The sequence below is a fragment of the Kitasatospora aureofaciens genome (assembly GCF_019192735.1).
GTDB lineage: Bacteria > Actinomycetota > Actinomycetes > Streptomycetales > Streptomycetaceae > Kitasatospora > Kitasatospora aureofaciens_A.
In genome coordinates, this window is the sequence record NZ_JAHTKP010000003.1 from 103,314 (window position 1) to 121,628 (window position 18,315).

Annotated in this window: 13 protein-coding genes and 1 tRNA gene; 13 read left to right on the forward strand and 1 reads right to left on the reverse strand. The window is 68.8% G+C overall.

Translation table 11 applies throughout. The features are described from left to right. Positions 1–52 precede the first annotated feature (52 nt). Positions 53–1,300, reverse strand: coding sequence for a pyridoxal phosphate-dependent aminotransferase (locus tag KV557_RS04500; protein WP_218198315.1), 1,248 nt, complete (start codon positions 1,298–1,300; stop codon positions 53–55). A 285-nt stretch (positions 1,301–1,585) separates the two neighbouring features. Between KV557_RS04500 and KV557_RS04505 the strand changes: the two genes are divergently transcribed. From KV557_RS04505 to KV557_RS04565, 13 genes are all read left to right on the forward strand, one after another. Then, positions 1,586–1,658: transfer RNA gene (locus tag KV557_RS04505), tRNA-Trp, on the forward strand. Positions 1,659–1,808: 150 nt separating this feature from the next. Next, a complete protein-coding gene (secE, locus tag KV557_RS44375) occupies positions 1,809–2,162 on the forward strand; it encodes a preprotein translocase subunit SecE (protein WP_308129766.1) in 354 nt (117 codons plus the stop codon). A 207-nt stretch (positions 2,163–2,369) separates the two neighbouring features. Then, positions 2,370–3,278, forward strand: coding sequence for a transcription termination/antitermination protein NusG (gene nusG / locus KV557_RS04515; RefSeq protein ID WP_218198316.1), 909 nt, complete (start codon positions 2,370–2,372; stop codon positions 3,276–3,278). 165 nt (positions 3,279–3,443) lie between these two features. Continuing rightward, complete coding sequence (rplK, locus tag KV557_RS04520; RefSeq protein ID WP_218198317.1) at positions 3,444–3,878, forward strand: 50S ribosomal protein L11; 435 nt, start codon at positions 3,444–3,446, stop codon at positions 3,876–3,878. 77 nt (positions 3,879–3,955) lie between these two features. After that, entirely contained in the window at positions 3,956–4,678 is a 723-nt protein-coding gene (gene rplA, locus KV557_RS04525; RefSeq protein WP_218198318.1) for a 50S ribosomal protein L1, read from the forward strand. 227 nt (positions 4,679–4,905) lie between these two features. Then, complete coding sequence (locus KV557_RS04530; RefSeq protein ID WP_218198319.1) at positions 4,906–5,688, forward strand: hypothetical protein; 783 nt, start codon at positions 4,906–4,908, stop codon at positions 5,686–5,688. A 114-nt stretch (positions 5,689–5,802) separates the two neighbouring features. Then, a complete protein-coding gene (locus tag KV557_RS04535; RefSeq protein WP_218198321.1) occupies positions 5,803–6,642 on the forward strand; it encodes a hypothetical protein in 840 nt (279 codons plus the stop codon). 101 nt (positions 6,643–6,743) lie between these two features. Then, positions 6,744–7,682, forward strand: coding sequence for a hypothetical protein (locus tag KV557_RS04540; RefSeq protein ID WP_218198323.1), 939 nt, complete (start codon positions 6,744–6,746; stop codon positions 7,680–7,682). 72 nt (positions 7,683–7,754) lie between these two features. After that, a complete protein-coding gene (locus KV557_RS04545) occupies positions 7,755–8,618 on the forward strand; it encodes a hypothetical protein (protein WP_218198324.1) in 864 nt (287 codons plus the stop codon). Positions 8,619–8,981: 363 nt separating this feature from the next. Further along, a complete protein-coding gene (gene rplJ, locus KV557_RS04550; protein WP_218198325.1) occupies positions 8,982–9,545 on the forward strand; it encodes a 50S ribosomal protein L10 in 564 nt (187 codons plus the stop codon). A gap of 88 nt (positions 9,546–9,633) precedes the next feature. Further along, the gene (gene rplL, locus KV557_RS04555) at positions 9,634–10,017 is read left to right on the forward strand and encodes a 50S ribosomal protein L7/L12 (protein WP_218198329.1); all 384 of its coding nucleotides are present in this window, start codon (positions 9,634–9,636) and stop codon (positions 10,015–10,017) included. Positions 10,018–10,726: 709 nt separating this feature from the next. After that, positions 10,727–14,203 (forward strand): DNA-directed RNA polymerase subunit beta, encoded by a 3,477-nt coding sequence (rpoB, locus tag KV557_RS04560; protein ID WP_218198330.1) that lies wholly within the window; start codon positions 10,727–10,729, stop codon positions 14,201–14,203. 102 nt (positions 14,204–14,305) lie between these two features. Beyond that, a complete protein-coding gene (locus tag KV557_RS04565) occupies positions 14,306–18,199 on the forward strand; it encodes a DNA-directed RNA polymerase subunit beta' (protein ID WP_218198331.1) in 3,894 nt (1,297 codons plus the stop codon). Positions 18,200–18,315 lie beyond the last annotated feature (116 nt).

Consider the following 18,315-nt stretch of genomic DNA (forward strand, 5'->3'; position numbering starts at 1 on the left):
ATGGGGTGAAAAGAGGGCGGTACGCCGGTGAAACCGGCACGTCGGATTGACGTCAGTCGCGGGCCTCGCCGAGCAGCTTCTGGATCCGGCCGATGCCCTCGACCAGGTCGGCGTCGCCGAGCGCGTAGGAGAACCGCAGGTAGCCGGGGGTGCCGAAGGCCTCACCCGGGACGGCCGCGACCTCGGCCTCGTCCAGGATCAGCGACGCCAGCTCGCTGGAGTCCTGCGGGCGCTTGCCGCGGATCTCCTTGCCCAGCAGGCCCTTGACGGACGGGTAGACGTAGAACGCGCCCTCGGGCTCGGGGCAGATGACGCCCTCGATCTCGTTCAGCATCCGCACGATCGTCTTCCGGCGGCGGTCGAAGGCGGTGCGCATCTCGTGCACCGCGGAGAGGTCGCCGCTGACGGCGGCGATCGCGGCGCGCTGGGCGACGTTGGAGACGTTCGAGGTGGCGTGCGACTGCAGGTTGGTCGCGGCCTTGATGACGTCCTTGGGGCCGATCACCCAGCCCACCCGCCAGCCGGTCATCGCGTAGGTCTTGGCGACACCGTTGACCACGATGCACTTGTCGGCCAGCTCGGGCAGCAGGGCCGGCAGCGAGGTGAAGGCGGCGTCGCCGTAGACGAGGTGCTCGTAGATCTCGTCGGTGAGCACCCACAGGCCGTGCTCCAGCGCCCAGCGGCCGATCGCCTCGGCCTCGGCCTCGGTGTACACCGCGCCGGTCGGGTTGGACGGCGAGACGAAGAGCACCACCTTGGTGTTCTCGGTGCGGGCGGCCTCCAGCTGCTCGACCGAAACCTTGTAGCCGGTGGTCTCGTCGGACACGACCTCCACCGGGACACCGCCGGCCAGCCGGATCGACTCCGGGTAGGTGGTCCAGTACGGGGCCGGGACGATGACCTCGTCGCCCGGGTCCAGGATCGCCGCGAACGCCTCGTAGATCGCCTGCTTGCCACCGTTGGTCACGAGCACCTGGGCGGGGTCCACCCGGTAGCCGGAGTCGCGCAGCGTCTTGGCGGCGATCGCGGCCTTCAGCTCGGGCAGGCCGCCGGCCGGGGTGTAGCGGTGGTTCCTGGGGTCGCGGCAGGCCTCGACGGCCGCCTCGACGATGTAGTCCGGGGTGGGGAAGTCGGGCTCGCCGGCACCGAAGCCGATCACCGGCCGGCCGGCCGCCTTGAGGGCCTTGGCCTTGGCGTCCACGGCGAGGGTCGCGGACTCGGCGATCGCGCCGATCCGGGCGGAGACCCGGCGGTCGGCGGGGCGGAGGGAGGGGTCGGGCTGCGGGGTGGAAGCGCTCATGCCTGCATCGTCGCAGAACCGGGACGGACCGGGCAGCGCGGTTTCACCATCCGTACCGGGCCGTCCGGATCGCGGCCTCCGGTGATCCGGCGGTGATCATGCGGGCATGCCGGACATATGCCGGGCAACCAGCGCGTGAAGAAGAAGAGGTTCGACCAAACACCCCTCGACCACGTACACTCACTGCTCGACGGCCCACCGAAAAAGACCGGAGCTTTCACCGCATGTGCAGACAGCGGCGGGAGATGCGGTAGGTTGGTCGCTACCGGAGCCGCGAGGCACCGTAGGGCAATAGCTCAATTGGTAGAGCACCGGTCTCCAAAACCGGCGGTTGGGGGTTCAAGTCCCTCTTGCCCTGCTGCTTGATCCGTTTTCAGCCCGTTCGCTCCACGGAGCGAGCGGGCTTGATGCGGAGAGGGCACCGAACAGCACCGCTTTCGCCGGCTAGCTCGTGCCCCATCGGGTACGCAGGTGATGCTCGGCAGGACCCGGATTCAGGTGAGGACGAGTGACGGAGACCACGGGCTCCACCGCAACGCCTGAGAGCGGCAACCCCGAGGGGGCCGACGGCGCTGCCGAGACCACGCCTGCCGAGGGCGAGGCGCTCTCGCGCCGCGACCGCAAGCGTGCCAACCGCTCTGGCGACAAGAAGTCCGGCAAGCGGGCCAAGATGGGTCTGTTCGCCCGGATCGGCCTGTTCTACCGCCAGATCATCGCCGAGCTCCGCAAGGTCGTCTGGCCCACCCGCAGCGAGCTGACGAACTACACCGCGGTCGTGGTCTCCTTCGTCGTGGTTGTGATGGCCTTCGTGGCCGGTCTGGACTACGGCTTCTCCAAGCTCAGCCTGTTTATCTTCGGCTGACCGAGCCGTCCACCTTCGAAACGCTTCCCGACCCGGGCCGATTCTCGGTCCGGGTCGAGCTGTCTGCGCCGGACGTACACGGCCGCTACCGTTGACTCGGTACTGTTGAAGTCTCCGAGACGTCTCCTGGCGCCCGCGCGAGCGGGGCGCGCGGGGCCCGTTCCGGAGCGCGCCACCTTCACCATCTCCAGGAAAGAAGCAGCCACCGTGTCTGAGTCCCCCCTGTACGACGCCGACGAGACCGTCCGCGAGGCGGATGTCGCCGCCGAGCTGGACGCGGCCGAGCTGGCTGACGACGCCGAGTCCGCCGAGCAGATCGTGGACGCCGCGGACGGCGACGAGGACGAGGTCGAGGCGTACGACGAGGTCGAGGCGTACGACGAGGCCGAGGCCGGCGAGCCGGCCGAGGAGGCCGCGCTGCACGTGGAGGCCGACGAGGAGCCCGCCGCCGACGAGACCGTCGCCGAGGAGACCGTCGCCGAGGAGACCGTGGTCGAGGAGGCCGTCGAGGTCGACCCGGTCGCCAAGTTCCGCGAGGACCTGCGCTTCATGCCGGGCGAGTGGTACGTGATCCACACCTACGCCGGCTACGAGAACCGGGTGAAGCAGAACCTGGAGCAGCGCGCCGTCTCGCTGAACGTCGAGGAGTACATCTTCCAGGCCGAGGTGCCGCAGGAGGAGGTCGTCCAGATCAAGAACGGCGACCGCAAGACCATCCGCCAGAACAAGCTCCCCGGCTACGTCCTGGTGCGCATGGACCTCACCCCCGAGTCCTGGGGCGTCGTGCGCAACACCCCCGGTGTCACCGGCTTCGTCGGCAACGCCTACGACCCGTACCCGCTGACCCTGGACGAGGTCGTCAAGATGCTCGCCCCCGACGTGGAGCGCCAGGCGGCCAAGGAGGCCGGCAAGCCCTCGCCGATCAAGCCGAGCGAGATCCAGGTGCTCGACTTCGAGGTCGGCGACTCGGTCACTGTCACCGACGGCCCGTTCGCGACCCTGCAGGCGACCATCAACGAGATCAACCCCGACTCGAAGAAGGTCAAGGGCCTGGTCGAGATCTTCGGCCGGGAGACCCCGGTCGAGCTCTCCTTCGACCAGATCCAGAAGAACTAGTCATACGGTCTTTGGATCCGGGGCGGGGCCGAGGGCCCTGCCCCGGATTCGTTTTGGTCCAGCGGCGCGGACGCGTTAGCCTGGTCCGATGTGTGTGCTGGCGGCCGGGTGTCGCCCCGGTTCCGCACGCACCAGCAATCACCTCTCGGAAGGACCCGGAGAGACATGCCTCCCAAGAAGAAGAAGATCACGGGGCTTATCAAGCTCCAGATCAACGCCGGTGCGGCCAACCCGGCGCCGCCGGTCGGCCCCGCGCTGGGTCAGCACGGCGTCAACATCATGGAGTTCTGCAAGGCCTACAACGCTGCGACCGAGTCGCAGCGCGGCATGATCGTGCCGGTGGAGATCACGGTCTACGACGACCGTTCCTTCACCTTCATCACGAAGACGCCGCCGGCCGCGCGCCTCATCCTGAAGGCCGCCGGTATCGACAAGGGCTCCAGCGAGCCGCACAAGACCAAGGTCGCGAAGCTCACCAGCGCCCAGGTCCGCGAGATCGCCACCACCAAGATGCCCGACCTGAACGCCAACGACCTGGACGCCGCGGAGAAGATCATCGCCGGCACCGCCCGGTCGATGGGCATCACCGTCGAGGGCTGATCAGCCCTTCTCGTCCCTGTGGTAGGGCCTGCGCAGGCCCGTGACACCACAACTCCCATCACCATTCAGGAGCAGCAGTGAAGCGCAGCAAGGCTCTGAAGGCCGCGGACGCTCAGGTCGACCGCGAGCGCCTTTACGCCCCGCTCGAGGCCGTCCGCCTCGCGAAGGCGACCAGCACCACCAAGTTCGACGGCACCGTTGAGGTCGCCATGCGTCTGGGTGTCGACCCGCGCAAGGCCGACCAGATGGTCCGCAGCACCGTGATCCTCCCGCACGGCACCGGTAAGACCGCTCGGGTCCTGGTCTTCGCGACCGGCGAGCGTGCCGAGGCCGCGCGTGCTGCGGGCGCCGACATCGTCGGTGCCGACGAGCTCATCGACGAGGTCGCGAAGGGCAAGCTGGACTTCGACGCCGTCGTCGCCACCCCGGACCTCATGGGCAAGGTCGGCCGCCTCGGCCGCGTGCTCGGTCCCCGTGGTCTGATGCCGAACCCGAAGACCGGCACCGTGACCCCGGACGTCGCCAAGGCTGTCAACGACATCAAGGGCGGCAAGATCGAGTTCCGCGTCGACAAGCACTCGAACCTGCACTTCATCATCGGTAAGGCTTCCTTCACCGACGAGCAGCTGGTCGAGAACTACGCCGCCGCGCTGGACGAGGTGCTCCGCGCCAAGCCGTCCGCCGCCAAGGGCCGTTACATCAAGAAGACCGCGTTCTCGACCACCATGGGCCCCGGCATCCTGGTGGACCCGAACCGCACCCGCAACCTCCTCGTCGAGGAGGACCCGGCCGCGGTCTGACGCTGAGCGAGCGCAAGCGAGCGAAGCGGCGGATCCCGGCCAATGGTCGCAGCCGCGGTCTGAGCCATCCGGCTCTGAAGCAGTCCGTTACGGCGGGCCCGCACTCCCTTGTGGAGTGCGGGCCCGCCGTCGTTTCCGGATTGGGACGGGGCCGGATGGGAACCGTTGTGCGGCGCGTCGTACGCTCGGCCGGTCAGATCATGTGACCGAATCCGCCGGAGTGTGCCGTGCCTCCCGCCCTTCGCTCCACCACCCTGGCGGCGGTCCTGCTGCTGCTCGGCACCACCACCGGCTGCAGCCTGCTGGCCGCCCCGGGCGACCGCACGCCCGGGAGCGACGCGCCGATACCGCCCAAGCAGGTGGTGCTCACGGCCGGACAGGCGCTGGACGACGCCGGCGGCGCCCGGATCGACGTGGCCGAGGAGGGCCCGGCCGGCCGCCGCACCGCGAGCGGCACGCTGGCCTGGGGCTCCCGGGACGAGGGCGACCTGACCGTCACCGACGAACTGGGCACCGGGCGGCTGACCGTCCGGGACGGCGCGCTCGACCTCGCCTACCAGGGCGGCGCGACCAAGCACGCGGACCGGGCCACCGCCGAGTCGCTGGACCCCCGGGCGGGCGCCGAGCCGGGCGGCTACGCGGGCGGCTGGATGACCGGGCTGGTCACCAGCCCCGGCAGCACGGCGTACGCCATGGCCCAGTCCGGGACGCTCGGTTCGCTCGGCGGCGAGCAGCTCGCCGGAACGACGGTCGCGCACTACCGGGGATCGGCGCCGGTGGCCGACTACTTCGGCGCCTACCAGGAGTTGACGCCAGAGCGCCGTGCCGTGGTGCTCGCCTACTACCGTCAGCGCGGGGTCGCGGCGATCGGCTTCGACGTCTGGGTCGGGCCCGGGGGCCGGCTGCTGCGGCTGCGCGAGACGGCCCAGGGGAGCGGCGGAACCGTGGTGACCACGACCGACGTCTCCACCCCCGGGGAGGCGGACGGAACGCCCACCCCGACCGGCTGACGGGAGCGGGGATATCCCCTGCGTGCCGGTTCTGGCGATCCGTTAGAGTCCGCGTGAGAAGAAGCTGAAAATCGGCTCTTCCATGGATCATTCGGATCTTACGGGGGGACTCCCATGCGTGCTGTGCGCCTCGCCTCGGTCGCTGTCACGGCCGCTGTACTGCTCGGCGGTGCGACCGCCTGCGGCAACGACTCCAAGAGCAGTGACGCCAAGAGCGGTGACGCCAAGGCCGGGGACGCGGTGGCGGCGGCCCTGGGCGGGGACCCGCAGGCCGCGCTGGCCGCCTCCGCGCTGGTGATGCAGAAGGCCGGCAACGGCAAGGTCACCATGACCGCCCCGGACGGCTCCACCCACACCGCGGGCAACGGCGTCGCGGACTGGAAGGACCCGGGCAAGACGTCCGTCGACATGACCGGCGACATGGACACCAAGAAGATGCGCATCCGGGTGGTCGGGACCGACGTCTACCTCGGCGGCGGCGACGCCGAGGCCGCGGCGCTGGGCGGGAAGCACTGGATCAAGCTGTCCAGCCCGAACGAGATGGGCGCCAGCATCCTGCTGATGAGCCAGATGGTGAACCCGGTCGTCCAGCTGACCCTGGCCGCGGGGAGCAAGCCCGCCAAGGTCGGCCAGGAGACCCTCGACGGCGTGCAGACCACGCACGTCCGGGCGACGGAGGACGCCTCCGCCATGGTGGCGGGGCTGTCGGGGCTCACCCCGGAGCAGCGCCAGGCCGTCCAGAAGTCCCTGGAGGCGGAGGGCAAGAAGATCACCGTCGACCTCTGGCTCAACGCCAAGCAGGAGCTCGTCCAGTTCCAGGAGTACGGCGACAAGAACGGTGAGCACGACGCCGTCACCGTGAAGTACACGGGCCTCGGCACCGCGGCGAAGATCGAGGTACCCGCCGCGGGCGACCTCGGCGCCGAGACCGACATCCTGAAGCTGCTCGGCTGAGCCCGCCCGATCCACGAACCCGGAGCCCACGAGGGTCCGGGACACCACTGGCTGTCGCCCCGGGCGCGCTGTGCGCCCGGGGGTTCTCAAAGGGGGGAACCATGGCCGGAACCCGTAACACCGCCATAGCCGTCGTGCTCGCCGCGCTGGCGCTGACCGCGACCGCGTGCAACGACAACAACGACGACAAGACCGCCGCCGCGCCGCCGTCCTCCGCCGCGGCGGGCACCACGGCACCGACCGGCGCCGCGCCGACCACGTCGGCCGCCGCGCCCGCCAAGCTGACCCCGGCGGCCTTCCTGGAGCAGGTCACCCGGAAGACCGGCGCGGCGAAGTCCGCGAAGATCAGCGAGGACATCTCGGTCGCCGGGACGACCATGACCGGCCAGGGCGCGGTCTCCTGGGCCGACGGCCTCCAGGGCGACGTCACGATGGACATGTCCGGCTCCCCGCTCGGCAAGGTCCTGTCGGCCCTCACCGGCGGCGAGTCCGCCCCGTACCGCTACACCAAGGACGCGATGTACCTGCGCCTCGGTGGCAACGCGGTCCAGGCCGTCGGCGGGCGGCACTGGCTGCACTACGACAAGGCGACCATGGCCAAGGCCTCCGGCGGCGGGGCCGATCAGCTCAAGAACGCCGACCCGGTCCAGGGCGTGCGGAACCTGATCGCCTCCGGCAAGGTCACCGAGGTCGGCCAGGAGGCGGTGAACGGCAAGCCCGCCACCCACTACACCGGCCAGCTCACCCAGGCGGACATCGCGAACGCCGCGGGCAAGGGCCTGACCGACGACCAGCTGGAGCAGACCCGGAAGAACCTGGCCGCGGCCGGCATCGCCAGCGAGCAGATCGACGTCTGGGTGGACGCCGACCAGCTCGTCGTCAAGCGCGCGGAGCAGGGCGACACCAAGTCGGGCCCGTTCAAGGTCACCGTCACCTACTCGGACTACGGCACTCCGGTCACAACCGCCGCGCCGGACCCGGCCGACACGGTGGAACCGTCCGAGCTGGCGAAGCTGGACAAGGGGGGCGCCGCAAGCTGACCCGGAGCCGGGTGGCAAGGTGGCCGGAAAGCAGAGGCCGCCGAGGCGGCGACCGGGTGAAAGGGGAAGGCGATGGCGGGACGGCAGCGGCTGGCGGCCCTGGCGGCCGTCGTGCTGCTGGCGACCGGGCTGACCGGGTGCGGCGGGGGCGGCGACACGTCGCCCACCCCCTCGGGCAGCCCGACCCCGACCAGCGCCTCCCCGACCGGGCCGGCCAAGCCGACCGACCGGTCGCCGCACGGCGTCCTGCTCTCCGCCCAGCTGGCCATGCAGACCGCCCGCCGGGCCAAGGTCAGCTACCGGCTGGGCACCGACGCCGGCGCCGGGCCGCTGTTCTGGCAGCCCAAGACGGCGCTCCAGATCAAACGTTCCACCCCGGCCGACGCCGAGCAGCTGATCGTCGTGGACACCGTCGCCTACCAGGGCGGGGACGCCGCCACCGCGGTCCGGCAGGGCGGCCGGCACTGGGAGCGCTTCGCCGTCCCGCCGGACCCGGACGGCCACCGGGAGGTGCCGTACGCCGGCCTGATCGACCTGCTGAACCCGGTCGAGGCGCTGGCCGCCGCGACCGCCGACGGCGCGGACGCCAGGTTCGTCGGCGAGGAGAAGTTCGAGGACTCGACGGTCGAGCACTACCGGGTCACCACCACCGCCGAGAAGTACGCGACCGTCCAGACCCAGCTGACCCAGGCCCGCCGGGACGGGCTGCGCGCCGCGCTCGCCCCGGGCGGCTCGATCTCGCTCACCCTGGACCTCTGGCTGAACGACAAGGACCAGCTGGTGAAGCTCCAGCGCACCGGCAGCGGGGACACCGGCCGGGCGGACGACTCGGTGCTCTACACGGACCTCGCCGGGGCGCTGCTCTCGGTGCAGGCCCCCGCCGAGACGGACACCGTGGACACCGGCACCCGGACGGTCTCCCCGCTGGCCCGTTAGCCCTCAGCCGCCGGCCCCCACCTCAGGGGCTGATCAGGGGCGATTTGCCCCGGACGGCGGAGTCCGGCTACTGTGGCGGAAGCCAAAGACCGCTGGTTGTCACTGTGTGCCCGTGAGGGAGACAGTGGCCGAAGGATCTGCGATTCGTCGCAGGCAGCCCGCGCAGGTGTGTCTGGAGCTTCGACTTCCGGGTTCCGCGTTCGCGCGACAGCCCGTCGAGGTCGTGTCGAGCCCCGTGCGCCTGCGCACCGGGGCTCATCTGCTTTTCGCAGGAGCTTTCCTTCCGTCCGGCCGGTCCGCGGTGCGAATGGTCGACTTTCACGGTCGGCCCGACTTCGACATCACGGAAGGAGGCGTAAGCCTATGGCAAGGCCCGACAAGGCTGCTGCCGTCGCCGAGATCACGGACAAGTTCCGTGGCTCGTCCGCGGCGCTGCTGACCGAGTACCGCGGTCTCTCGGTGAAGCAGGTCAAGACCCTGCGTCGCTCCCTCGGCGAGAACGCCGAGTACGCCGTGGTGAAGAACACGCTGACCAAGATCGCGGCCAATGAGGCCGGGATCTCCGAGCTCGACGACCTGTTCAACGGTCCGACGGCTGTCGCCTTCGTCACCGGTGACCCGGTGGAGTCGGCGAAGGCTCTGCGTGACTTCGCCAAGGACAACCCCGCTCTCATCATCAAGGGCGGTGTCCTTGACGGTAAGGCGCTGTCCGCCGATGAGATCAAGAAGCTCGCGGACCTTGAGTCCCGCGAGGTGCTGCTCGCCAAGCTGGCGGGTGCCCTGAAGGCCAAGCAGTCCCAGGCTGCCGCGCTCTTCCAGGCCCTGCCGTCGAAGCTCGTCCGCACTGTGGACGCGCTGCGCGACAAGGTCGAGCAGGGCGGTGCCGGTACGCCGGCTCCCGCCGCCGAGGACGCCGCCGCCGAGTAATTCGGCAGGCTCACGCCTCGCTGCGGGCCCGTGCCCGCCCAACCCGTACATACGGCACCACCTGCCGATTTAGTGGAAGGACGCCATCATGGCGAAGCTGTCCCAGGACGAGCTGCTCGCGCAGTTCGAGGAGCTCACCCTCATCGAGCTCGCTGCCTTCGTGAAGGCCTTCGAGGAGAAGTTCGACGTCACCGCCGCCGCCCCGGTCGCCGTTGCCGCCGCCGGTGGCGCTGCTGCCGCCGTTGAGGCCGTTGAGGAGCAGGACGAGTTCGACGTCATCCTCGATGGCGCCGGCGACAAGAAGATCCAGGTCATCAAGGAGGTGCGCACCCTGACCTCCCTCGGCCTGAAGGAGGCCAAGGACCTCGTTGACACCGCTGGTGCCAAGGTCCTGGAGAAGGTTGCCAAGGACGTTGCCGAGAAGGCCAAGGCCGCCCTCGAGGGTGCCGGCGCCAAGGTCACCGTCAAGTGACTTCTCGCCCCCTCTGAGGGGGCCTGAGGCCGGGCCGATCACCCTTGCGGGTGGTCGGCCCGGCCTTTTCGCGTTCCCGGCGCAGGGCCGCCCGTAGGGCGGGGATACACCGGTGTGGCCGATTGCTCACTCGGCACTGTCGGTGCGGACGGGTATGGTGATCACCGTCATCGGGAGTAGCCCCCACCACGGCTTCTGTAACGCCGGGGGGTTCCCGGCCGATGAACGGGTCGAGGTCCGCACCGGAGGCGGGCCCTTGACGAACCAGGCGAGGCGCGCGATTCTCAAGGCGCGAGTCCGCCCGGTTGGTTTGCGGCTGGATGCATAACCAGCCCTCCGGCGGGAAATGACTCCACGTGAGTTATGGGGCCCGGGCAGTGCCCGGGCCGGTGCAGTACCAGAGCAGTACCGGTGGGCGTCCGCGTCCGCCGGCTACCGGGAGGAGTCTCCGATTCGGTTTCCGAATCAGAGCTGGACAGCAGTGTGCCCTTTGGCTACACTGTCCCTTTGCGCTGCCTGTTAGCTGCTCCGTGACTCGTCGCCCGGAGTTTGCGTTGCCCTGAAGGGGTCTGGCATCGCCTCCGCAAAGCGACTCTGACCTGGGTTTCGATCCCGGCAGAGGCCAGTGGCGAGGGAGGCGGGACCAAGCCCAAGCAGGCCCGGCTGGTACGCGCGTAGTGAGCTCCGAGCCCTCGGAAGGACCCCCCTCTTGGCCGCGCCGCGCAACGCCTCGAACAATTCCGCCGCATCCACCGCCCCGCTCCGCGTCTCGTTCGCGAAGATCAAGGAGCCCCTCGAGGTCCCGAACCTCCTGGCCCTGCAGACCGAGAGCTTTGACTGGCTGCTCGGCAACGCGGCCTGGAAGTCCCGGGTCGAGGAGGCGCTGGAGAACGGTCTCGACGTCCCCACCAAGTCCGGTCTGGAGGAGATCTTCGAGGAGATCTCCCCGATCGAGGACTTCAGTGGGTCGATGTCGCTGACCTTCCGCGACCACCGTTTCGAGCCGCCGAAGAACTCGATTGACGAGTGCAAGGACCGCGACTTCACGTACGCGGCTCCGCTCTTCGTCACGGCCGAGTTCACCAACAACGAGACCGGTGAGATCAAGTCTCAGACGGTCTTCATGGGCGACTTCCCGCTCATGACCCACAAGGGCACGTTCGTGATCAACGGCACCGAGCGTGTCGTCGTGTCGCAGCTGGTCCGCTCCCCGGGTGTGTACTTCGACTCCACCCTGGACAAGGTGTCCGACAAGGACATCTACTCCTGCAAGGTCATCCCCTCGCGTGGTGCCTGGCTGGAGATGGAGATCGACAAGCGCGACATGGTCGGCGTCCGCATCGACCGCAAGCGCAAGCAGTCCGTCACCGTGCTGCTCAAGGCGCTCGGCTGGACCAACGAGATGATTCTCGAAGAGTTCGGCGAGTACGAGTCCATGCGCAACACCCTGGAGAAGGACCACACCCAGGGCCAGGACGACGCGCTGCTGGACATCTACCGCAAGCTGCGCCCGGGCGAGCCGCCGACGCGCGAGGCCGCGCAGACGCTGCTGGAGAACCTGTACTTCAACCCGAAGCGCTACGACCTCGCCAAGGTCGGCCGCTACAAGGTCAACCGCAAGCTGGGCAACGCCGAGTCGCTGGACTCCGGCGTGCTCACCGAGCCCGACATCATCGGTGCGATCAAGTACCTGGTGAAGCTGCACGCCGGTGAGACCGAGTGGCAGGACGGCGCCGGCCGCGACATCGTGGTCGAGGTCGACGACATCGACCACTTCGGCAACCGCCGCCTGCGCAACGTCGGCGAGCTCATCCAGAACCAGGTCCGTACGGGTCTCGCCCGTATGGAGCGCGTCGTGCGCGAGCGCATGACCACCCAGGACGTCGAGGCGATCACGCCGCAGACCCTGATCAACATCCGGCCGGTCGTCGCCTCCATCAAGGAGTTCTTCGGCACCAGCCAGCTGTCGCAGTTCATGGACCAGACGAACCCGCTGTCGGGCCTGACCCACAAGCGCCGTCTGTCCGCCCTCGGCCCCGGTGGTCTCTCCCGTGAGCGCGCCGGCTTCGAGGTCCGTGACGTGCACCCCTCGCACTACGGCCGCATGTGTCCGATCGAGACCCCGGAAGGCCCGAACATCGGTCTGATCGGGTCGCTGGCCTCGTACGGCCGGGTCAACGCCTTCGGCTTCATCGAGACCCCGTACCGCAAGGTCATCGAGGGTGTCGTCACGGAGCAGGTGGACTACCTCACGGCCGACGAGGAGGACCGCTACGTCATCGCGCAGGCCAACGCCCCGCTGACGGCGGAGCTGACCTTCGCCGAGCCGCGTGTCCTGGTCCGCCGCCGTGGTGGCGAGATCGACTACATCCCGGGCACCGAGATCGACTACATGGACGTCTCGCCGCGCCAGATGGTGTCGGTCGCGACCGCCATGATCCCGTTCCTCGAGCACGACGACGCCAACCGCGCGCTCATGGGCTCGAACATGATGCGTCAGGCGGTGCCGCTGCTGAAGAGCGAGGCCCCGCTGGTCGGTACCGGCATGGAGTACCGCTGCGCCGTCGACGCCGCCGACGTCATCACCGCTGAGAAGGCCGGTGTCGTCCAGGAGGTCTCGGCCGACTACGTCACCGTGGCCAACGACGACGGCACGTACACCACGTACCGCGCCGCCAAGTTCACCCGCTCCAACCAGGGCACCGCCTTCAACCAGAAGGTGCTCGTGGACGAGGGCGCCCGGGTCGAGACCGGCCAGGTGCTGGCCGACGGGCCGTGCACCGACGAGGGCGAGATGGCCCTCGGCAAGAACCTGCTCGTGGCGTTCATGTCGTGGGAGGGTCACAACTACGAGGACGCGATCATCCTGTCGCAGCGCCTCGTCCAGGACGACGTCCTCTCCTCGATCCACATCGAGGAGCACGAGGTCGACGCCCGTGACACCAAGCTCGGCCCCGAGGAGATCACCCGGGACATCCCGAACGTCTCCGAGGAGGTCCTCGCCGACCTCGACGAGCGCGGCATCATCCGCATCGGCGCCGACGTCGTCACCGGCGACATCCTGGTCGGCAAGGTCACGCCCAAGGGTGAGACCGAGCTGACCCCGGAGGAGCGCCTGCTCCGCGCGATCTTCGGTGAGAAGGCCCGTGAGGTCCGCGACACCTCGCTGAAGGTCCCGCACGGTGAGTCCGGCAAGGTCATCGGCGTCCGCGTCTTCGACCGCGAAGAGGGCGACGAGCTGCCCCCGGGCGTGAACCAGCTGGTCCGCGTCTACGTGGCCCAGAAGCGCAAGATCACCAACGGTGACAAGCTCGCCGGCCGTCACGGCAACAAGGGCGTCATCTCGAAGATCCTGCCGGTCGAGGACATGCCGTTCCTGGAGGACGGCACCCCGGTCGACATCATCCTCAACCCGCTGGGTGTCCCGTCCCGAATGAACCCGGGACAGGTCCTGGAGATCCACCTCGGGTGGCTCGCCAAGCAGGGTTGGGACGTCTCCGGCCTCGCCGACGAGTGGGCCCAGCGTCTGCAGGCGATCGGCGCCGACACCGTCCAGGGCGGCACCAACCTCGCCACCCCGGTCTTCGACGGCGCCCGCGAGGACGAGATCACCGGCCTGCTGGACAACACCACCCTCACCCGTGACGGTGAGCGCCTGGTGAACTCCACCGGCAAGGCCCGGCTGTTCGACGGCCGCTCCGGCGAGCCGTTCCCGATGCCGGTCTCGGTCGGCTACATGTACATCCTCAAGCTGCACCACCTGGTCGACGACAAGCTGCACGCCCGCTCGACCGGCCCGTACTCGATGATCACCCAGCAGCCGCTCGGTGGTAAGGCGCAGTTCGGTGGTCAGCGCTTCGGTGAGATGGAGGTGTGGGCCCTTGAGGCGTACGGCGCGGCCTACGCGCTGCAGGAGCTGCTCACCATCAAGTCCGACGACGTGCTCGGCCGCGTGAAGGTCTACGAGGCCATCGTCAAGGGCGAGAACATCCCCGAGCCCGGCATTCCCGAGTCCTTCAAGGTCCTCATCAAGGAAATGCAGTCGCTCTGCCTCAACGTGGAGGTGCTGTCCTCGGACGGCCAGTCCATCGAGATGCGGGACTCCGACGAGGACGTGTTCCGCGCCGCCGAGGAGCTCGGCATCGACCTGTCCCGGCGCGAGCCGAGCAGCGTCGAAGAGGTCTGACGGAGGCTGGGCCGGCTGCCCCCACGAGCAGCCGGCCCGCCCCCAGGCCCCCCTCAGACCACATGAACGACTCTCGACTTACGAAAGAGGGCTTGACGACCAGTGCTTGACGTCAACTTCTTCGACGAGCTCCGCATCGGCCTGGCCACCGCCGACGACATCCGCCAGTGGTCGCACGGCGAGGTCAAGAAGCCGGAGACCATCAACTACCGCACCCTGAAGCCCGAAAAGGACGGCCTCTTCTGCGAGAAGATCTTCGGCCCCACCCGGGACTGGGAGTGCTACTGCGGTAAGTACAAGCGCGTCCGCTTCAAGGGCATCATCTGTGAGCGCTGCGGCGTCGAGGTGACCCGCGCCAAGGTGCGCCGTGAGCGGATGGGCCACATCGAGCTGGCCGCCCCGGTCACGCACATCTGGTACTTCAAGGGTGTGCCGTCCCGCCTCGGCTACCTGCTCGACCTGGCGCCGAAGGACCTCGAGAAGGTCATCTACTTCGCCGCCTACATGATCACCTGGGTCGACGACGAGCGCCGCCAGCGCGACCTGCCGTCCCTGGAGGCGCACGTCTCGGTCGAGCGTCAGCAGATCGAGAACCGCCGCGACTCCGACCTCGAAGCCCGTGCCAAGAAGGCCGAGACCGACCTGGCCGAGCTGGAGGCCGAGGGCGCCAAGGCCGACGTGCGCCGCAAGGTGCGCGAGGGCGCCGAGCGCGAGATGAAGCAGCTGCGCGACCGCGCGCAGCGCGAGCTCGACCGCCTCGACGAGGTGTGGGCCCGCTTCAAGAACCTCAAGGTCCAGGACCTCGAGGGCGACGAGCTGCTCTACCGCGAGCTGCGCGACCGCTTCGGCACCTACTTCTCCGGCTCGATGGGCGCGGCGGCCCTCAAGGACCGCCTGGAGACCTTCGACCTGGCGGAGGAGTCCGAGCGCCTGCGCGAGATCATCCGCACCGGCAAGGGCCAGAAGAAGACCCGTGCGCTCAAGCGCCTCAAGGTCGTCTCCGCGTTCCTGCAGACCACCAACAAGCCCAACGGCATGGTGCTGGACTGCGTCCCGGTCATCCCGCCGGACCTGCGTCCGATGGTGCAGCTGGACGGTGGCCGCTTCGCGACCTCCGACCTGAACGACCTGTACCGCCGCGTCATCAACCGCAACAACCGCCTGAAGCGCCTGCTCGACCTCGGTGCCCCCGAGATCATCGTGAACAACGAGAAGCGCATGCTCCAGGAGGCCGTCGACGCGCTGTTCGACAACGGCCGCCGCGGCCGTCCGGTCACCGGCCCGGGCAACCGCCCGCTGAAGTCCCTCAGCGACATGCTGAAGGGCAAGCAGGGTCGTTTCCGCCAGAACCTGCTCGGCAAGCGCGTCGACTACTCGGCCCGTTCGGTCATCGTCGTCGGCCCGCAGCTCAAGCTGCACCAGTGCGGTCTGCCCAAGGCCATGGCGCTGGAGCTCTTCAAGCCGTTCGTGATGAAGCGCCTGGTCGACCTGAACCACGCGCAGAACATCAAGTCGGCCAAGCGCATGGTCGAGCGTGCGCGCCCGGTCGTGTGGGACGTGCTCGAAGAGGTCATCGCCGAGCACCCGGTCCTGCTGAACCGTGCGCCCACCCTGCACCGCCTCGGCATCCAGGCCTTCGAGCCGCAGCTGGTCGAGGGCAAGGCCATCCAGATCCACCCGCTCGTCTGCACCGCGTTCAACGCGGACTTCGACGGTGACCAGATGGCCGTCCACCTGCCGCTCTCCGCGGAGGCGCAGGCCGAGGCCCGCATCCTGATGCTGTCCTCGAACAACATCCTGAAGCCGGCCGACGGTCGCCCCGTCACCATGCCGACCCAGGACATGGTGCTCGGTCTGTTCTTCCTGACCTCGGACCGCGACAACGTGAAGGGCGCCGGCCGCTCCTTCTCGTCGACCGCCGAGGCGATCATGGCCTTCGACGCCCGCGAGCTGGACGTCCAGGCCCCGATCGAGCTGCGCCTCGGCGCCGGCACCGTCCCGCCCCGTGGCTGGACCCCGCCGGTCGACGAGGACGGCCAGACCAACTGGTTCGAGGGCGAGCCCTTCCGCCTGACCACCACCCTGGGCCGCGCGCTCTTCAACGAGCTGCTGCCCGAGGACTACCCGTTCGTCGACTACGAGGTGGGCAAGAAGCAGCTCTCCGCGATCGTCAACGACCTGGCGGAGCGCTACCCCAAGGTCGTCGTCGCGGCGACCCTGGACAACCTGAAGGCGTCCGGCTTCCACTGGTCGACCCGCTCGGGTGTCACCGTCTCGATCTCGGACGTCATCGTCCCGCCGAGCAAGCCCCAGATCCTGGAGGGCTTCGAGGCGAAGGCGGAGAAGGTCCAGAAGCAGTACGAGCGCGGTCTGATCACCAACGACGAGCGCAAGCAGGAGCTCGTCGGCATCTGGACCCAGGCGACCAACGAGGTCGCGGACGCCATGGCCGCGAACTTCCCGAAGACGAACCCCATCTTCATGATGGTCGACTCGGGTGCTCGTGGAAACATGATGCAGATGCGCCAGATCGCCGGTATGCGTGGTCTGGTGTCGAACGCCAAGAACGAGACCATCCCGCGACCCATCAAGGCGTCGTTCCGTGAGGGTCTCACCGTGCTGGAGTACTTCATCTCCACCCACGGTGCCCGTAAGGGTCTGGCCGACACCGCCCTCCGTACCGCCGACTCCGGTTACCTCACCCGTCGTCTGGTCGACGTCTCCCAGGACGTCATCATTCGCGAGGAGGACTGCGGTACCGAGCGCGGCCTGAAGCTGGCGATCGGCTCCGTGGGCGCCGACGGCGTGCTGCGCAAGGCCGACGACGTCGAGACCAGCGTGTACGCCCGCATGCTCGCCGAGGACATCACCGTCGACGGCAAGCTGCTGGCCACCGCCAACACCGACCTCGGTGACGTGCTGATCGACGAGCTGATCCGCCACGGCATCAGCGAGGTCAAGACCCGCTCGATCCTGACCTGTGAGTCGGCCGTCGGCACCTGTGCCTTCTGCTACGGCCGCTCGCTGGCCACCGGCAAGCTGGTCGACATCGGTGAGGCGGTCGGCATCATCGCCGCCCAGTCCATCGGTGAGCCCGGCACCCAGCTGACGATGCGTACCTTCCACACCGGTGGTGTGGCCGGTGACGACATCACCCAGGGTCTGCCGCGTGTCGTCGAGCTCTTCGAGGCCCGTACCCCCAAGGGTGTGGCCCCGATCTCGGAGGCCACCGGCCGGGCGCGGATCGAGGACACCGAGAAGACCCGCAAGATCGTCATCACCCCGGACGACGGCACCGACGAGATCGCCTACCCGGTCTCCAAGCGTGTGAAGCTGCTGGTCAGCGAGGGCGAGGCGGTCGAGGTCGGCCAGAAGCTGACCATGGGTGCCACCAACCCGCACGACGTCCTGCGCATCATGGGCCAGCGTGCCGTCCAGGTCCACCTGGTCGCCGAGGTCCAGAAGGTCTACAACTCGCAGGGTGTGTCGATCCACGACAAGCACATCGAGATCATCATCCGGCAGATGCTCCGCCGTGTGACGATCATCGAGTCGGGCGACGCCGAGCTGCTCCCGGGCGAGCTCGTCGAGCGCGGCCGCTTCGAGACCGAGAACCGTCGTGTGGTCGCCGAGGGCGGTCACCCCGCCTCCGGCCGTCCGCAGCTGATGGGTATCACCAAGGCCTCGCTGGCCACCGAGTCCTGGCTGTCGGCCGCCTCCTTCCAGGAGACGACCCGGGTCCTCACCGACGCGGCGATCCACGCCAAGTCGGACCCGCTGCTGGGCCTCAAGGAGAACGTCATCCTCGGTAAGCTCATCCCGGCCGGTACGGGTCTGCCCCGCTACCGCAACATCCGGGTCGAGCCGACCGAGGAGGCCAAGGCCGCCATGTACTCGGCCGTCGGCTACGACGACTACGACCTGTCGCCCTTCGGCGCCGGCTCCGGCCAGGCGGTCCCGCTGGACGACTACGACTACGGCCCGTACACCGGCTGAGTCACCTCCTTGCCCGACAACGGGCCCGGACCGCATGGGCGGTCACCCCATCCGGGGTGGCCGCCCTGCGGCGTTCCGGGGGCCCGGAGGAAACCGATTAGGTTTCTTGGACGAAC

Bases quoted from the DNA above. Each gene is read 5' to 3' on its own strand.
- KV557_RS04500 (WP_218198315.1), bottom strand. From the start codon at position 1,300: ATGAGCGCTTCCACCCCGCAGCCCGACCCCTCCCTCCGCCCCGCCGAC.
- rplK (WP_218198317.1), top strand. From the start codon at position 3,444: ATGCCTCCCAAGAAGAAGAAGATCACGGGGCTTATCAAGCTCCAGATC.
- KV557_RS04535 (WP_218198321.1), top strand. From the start codon at position 5,803: ATGCGTGCTGTGCGCCTCGCCTCGGTCGCTGTCACGGCCGCTGTACTG.
- KV557_RS04540 (WP_218198323.1), top strand. From the start codon at position 6,744: ATGGCCGGAACCCGTAACACCGCCATAGCCGTCGTGCTCGCCGCGCTG.
- KV557_RS04545 (WP_218198324.1), top strand. From the start codon at position 7,755: ATGGCGGGACGGCAGCGGCTGGCGGCCCTGGCGGCCGTCGTGCTGCTG.
- rplJ (WP_218198325.1), top strand. From the start codon at position 8,982: ATGGCAAGGCCCGACAAGGCTGCTGCCGTCGCCGAGATCACGGACAAG.
- rplL (WP_218198329.1), top strand. From the start codon at position 9,634: ATGGCGAAGCTGTCCCAGGACGAGCTGCTCGCGCAGTTCGAGGAGCTC.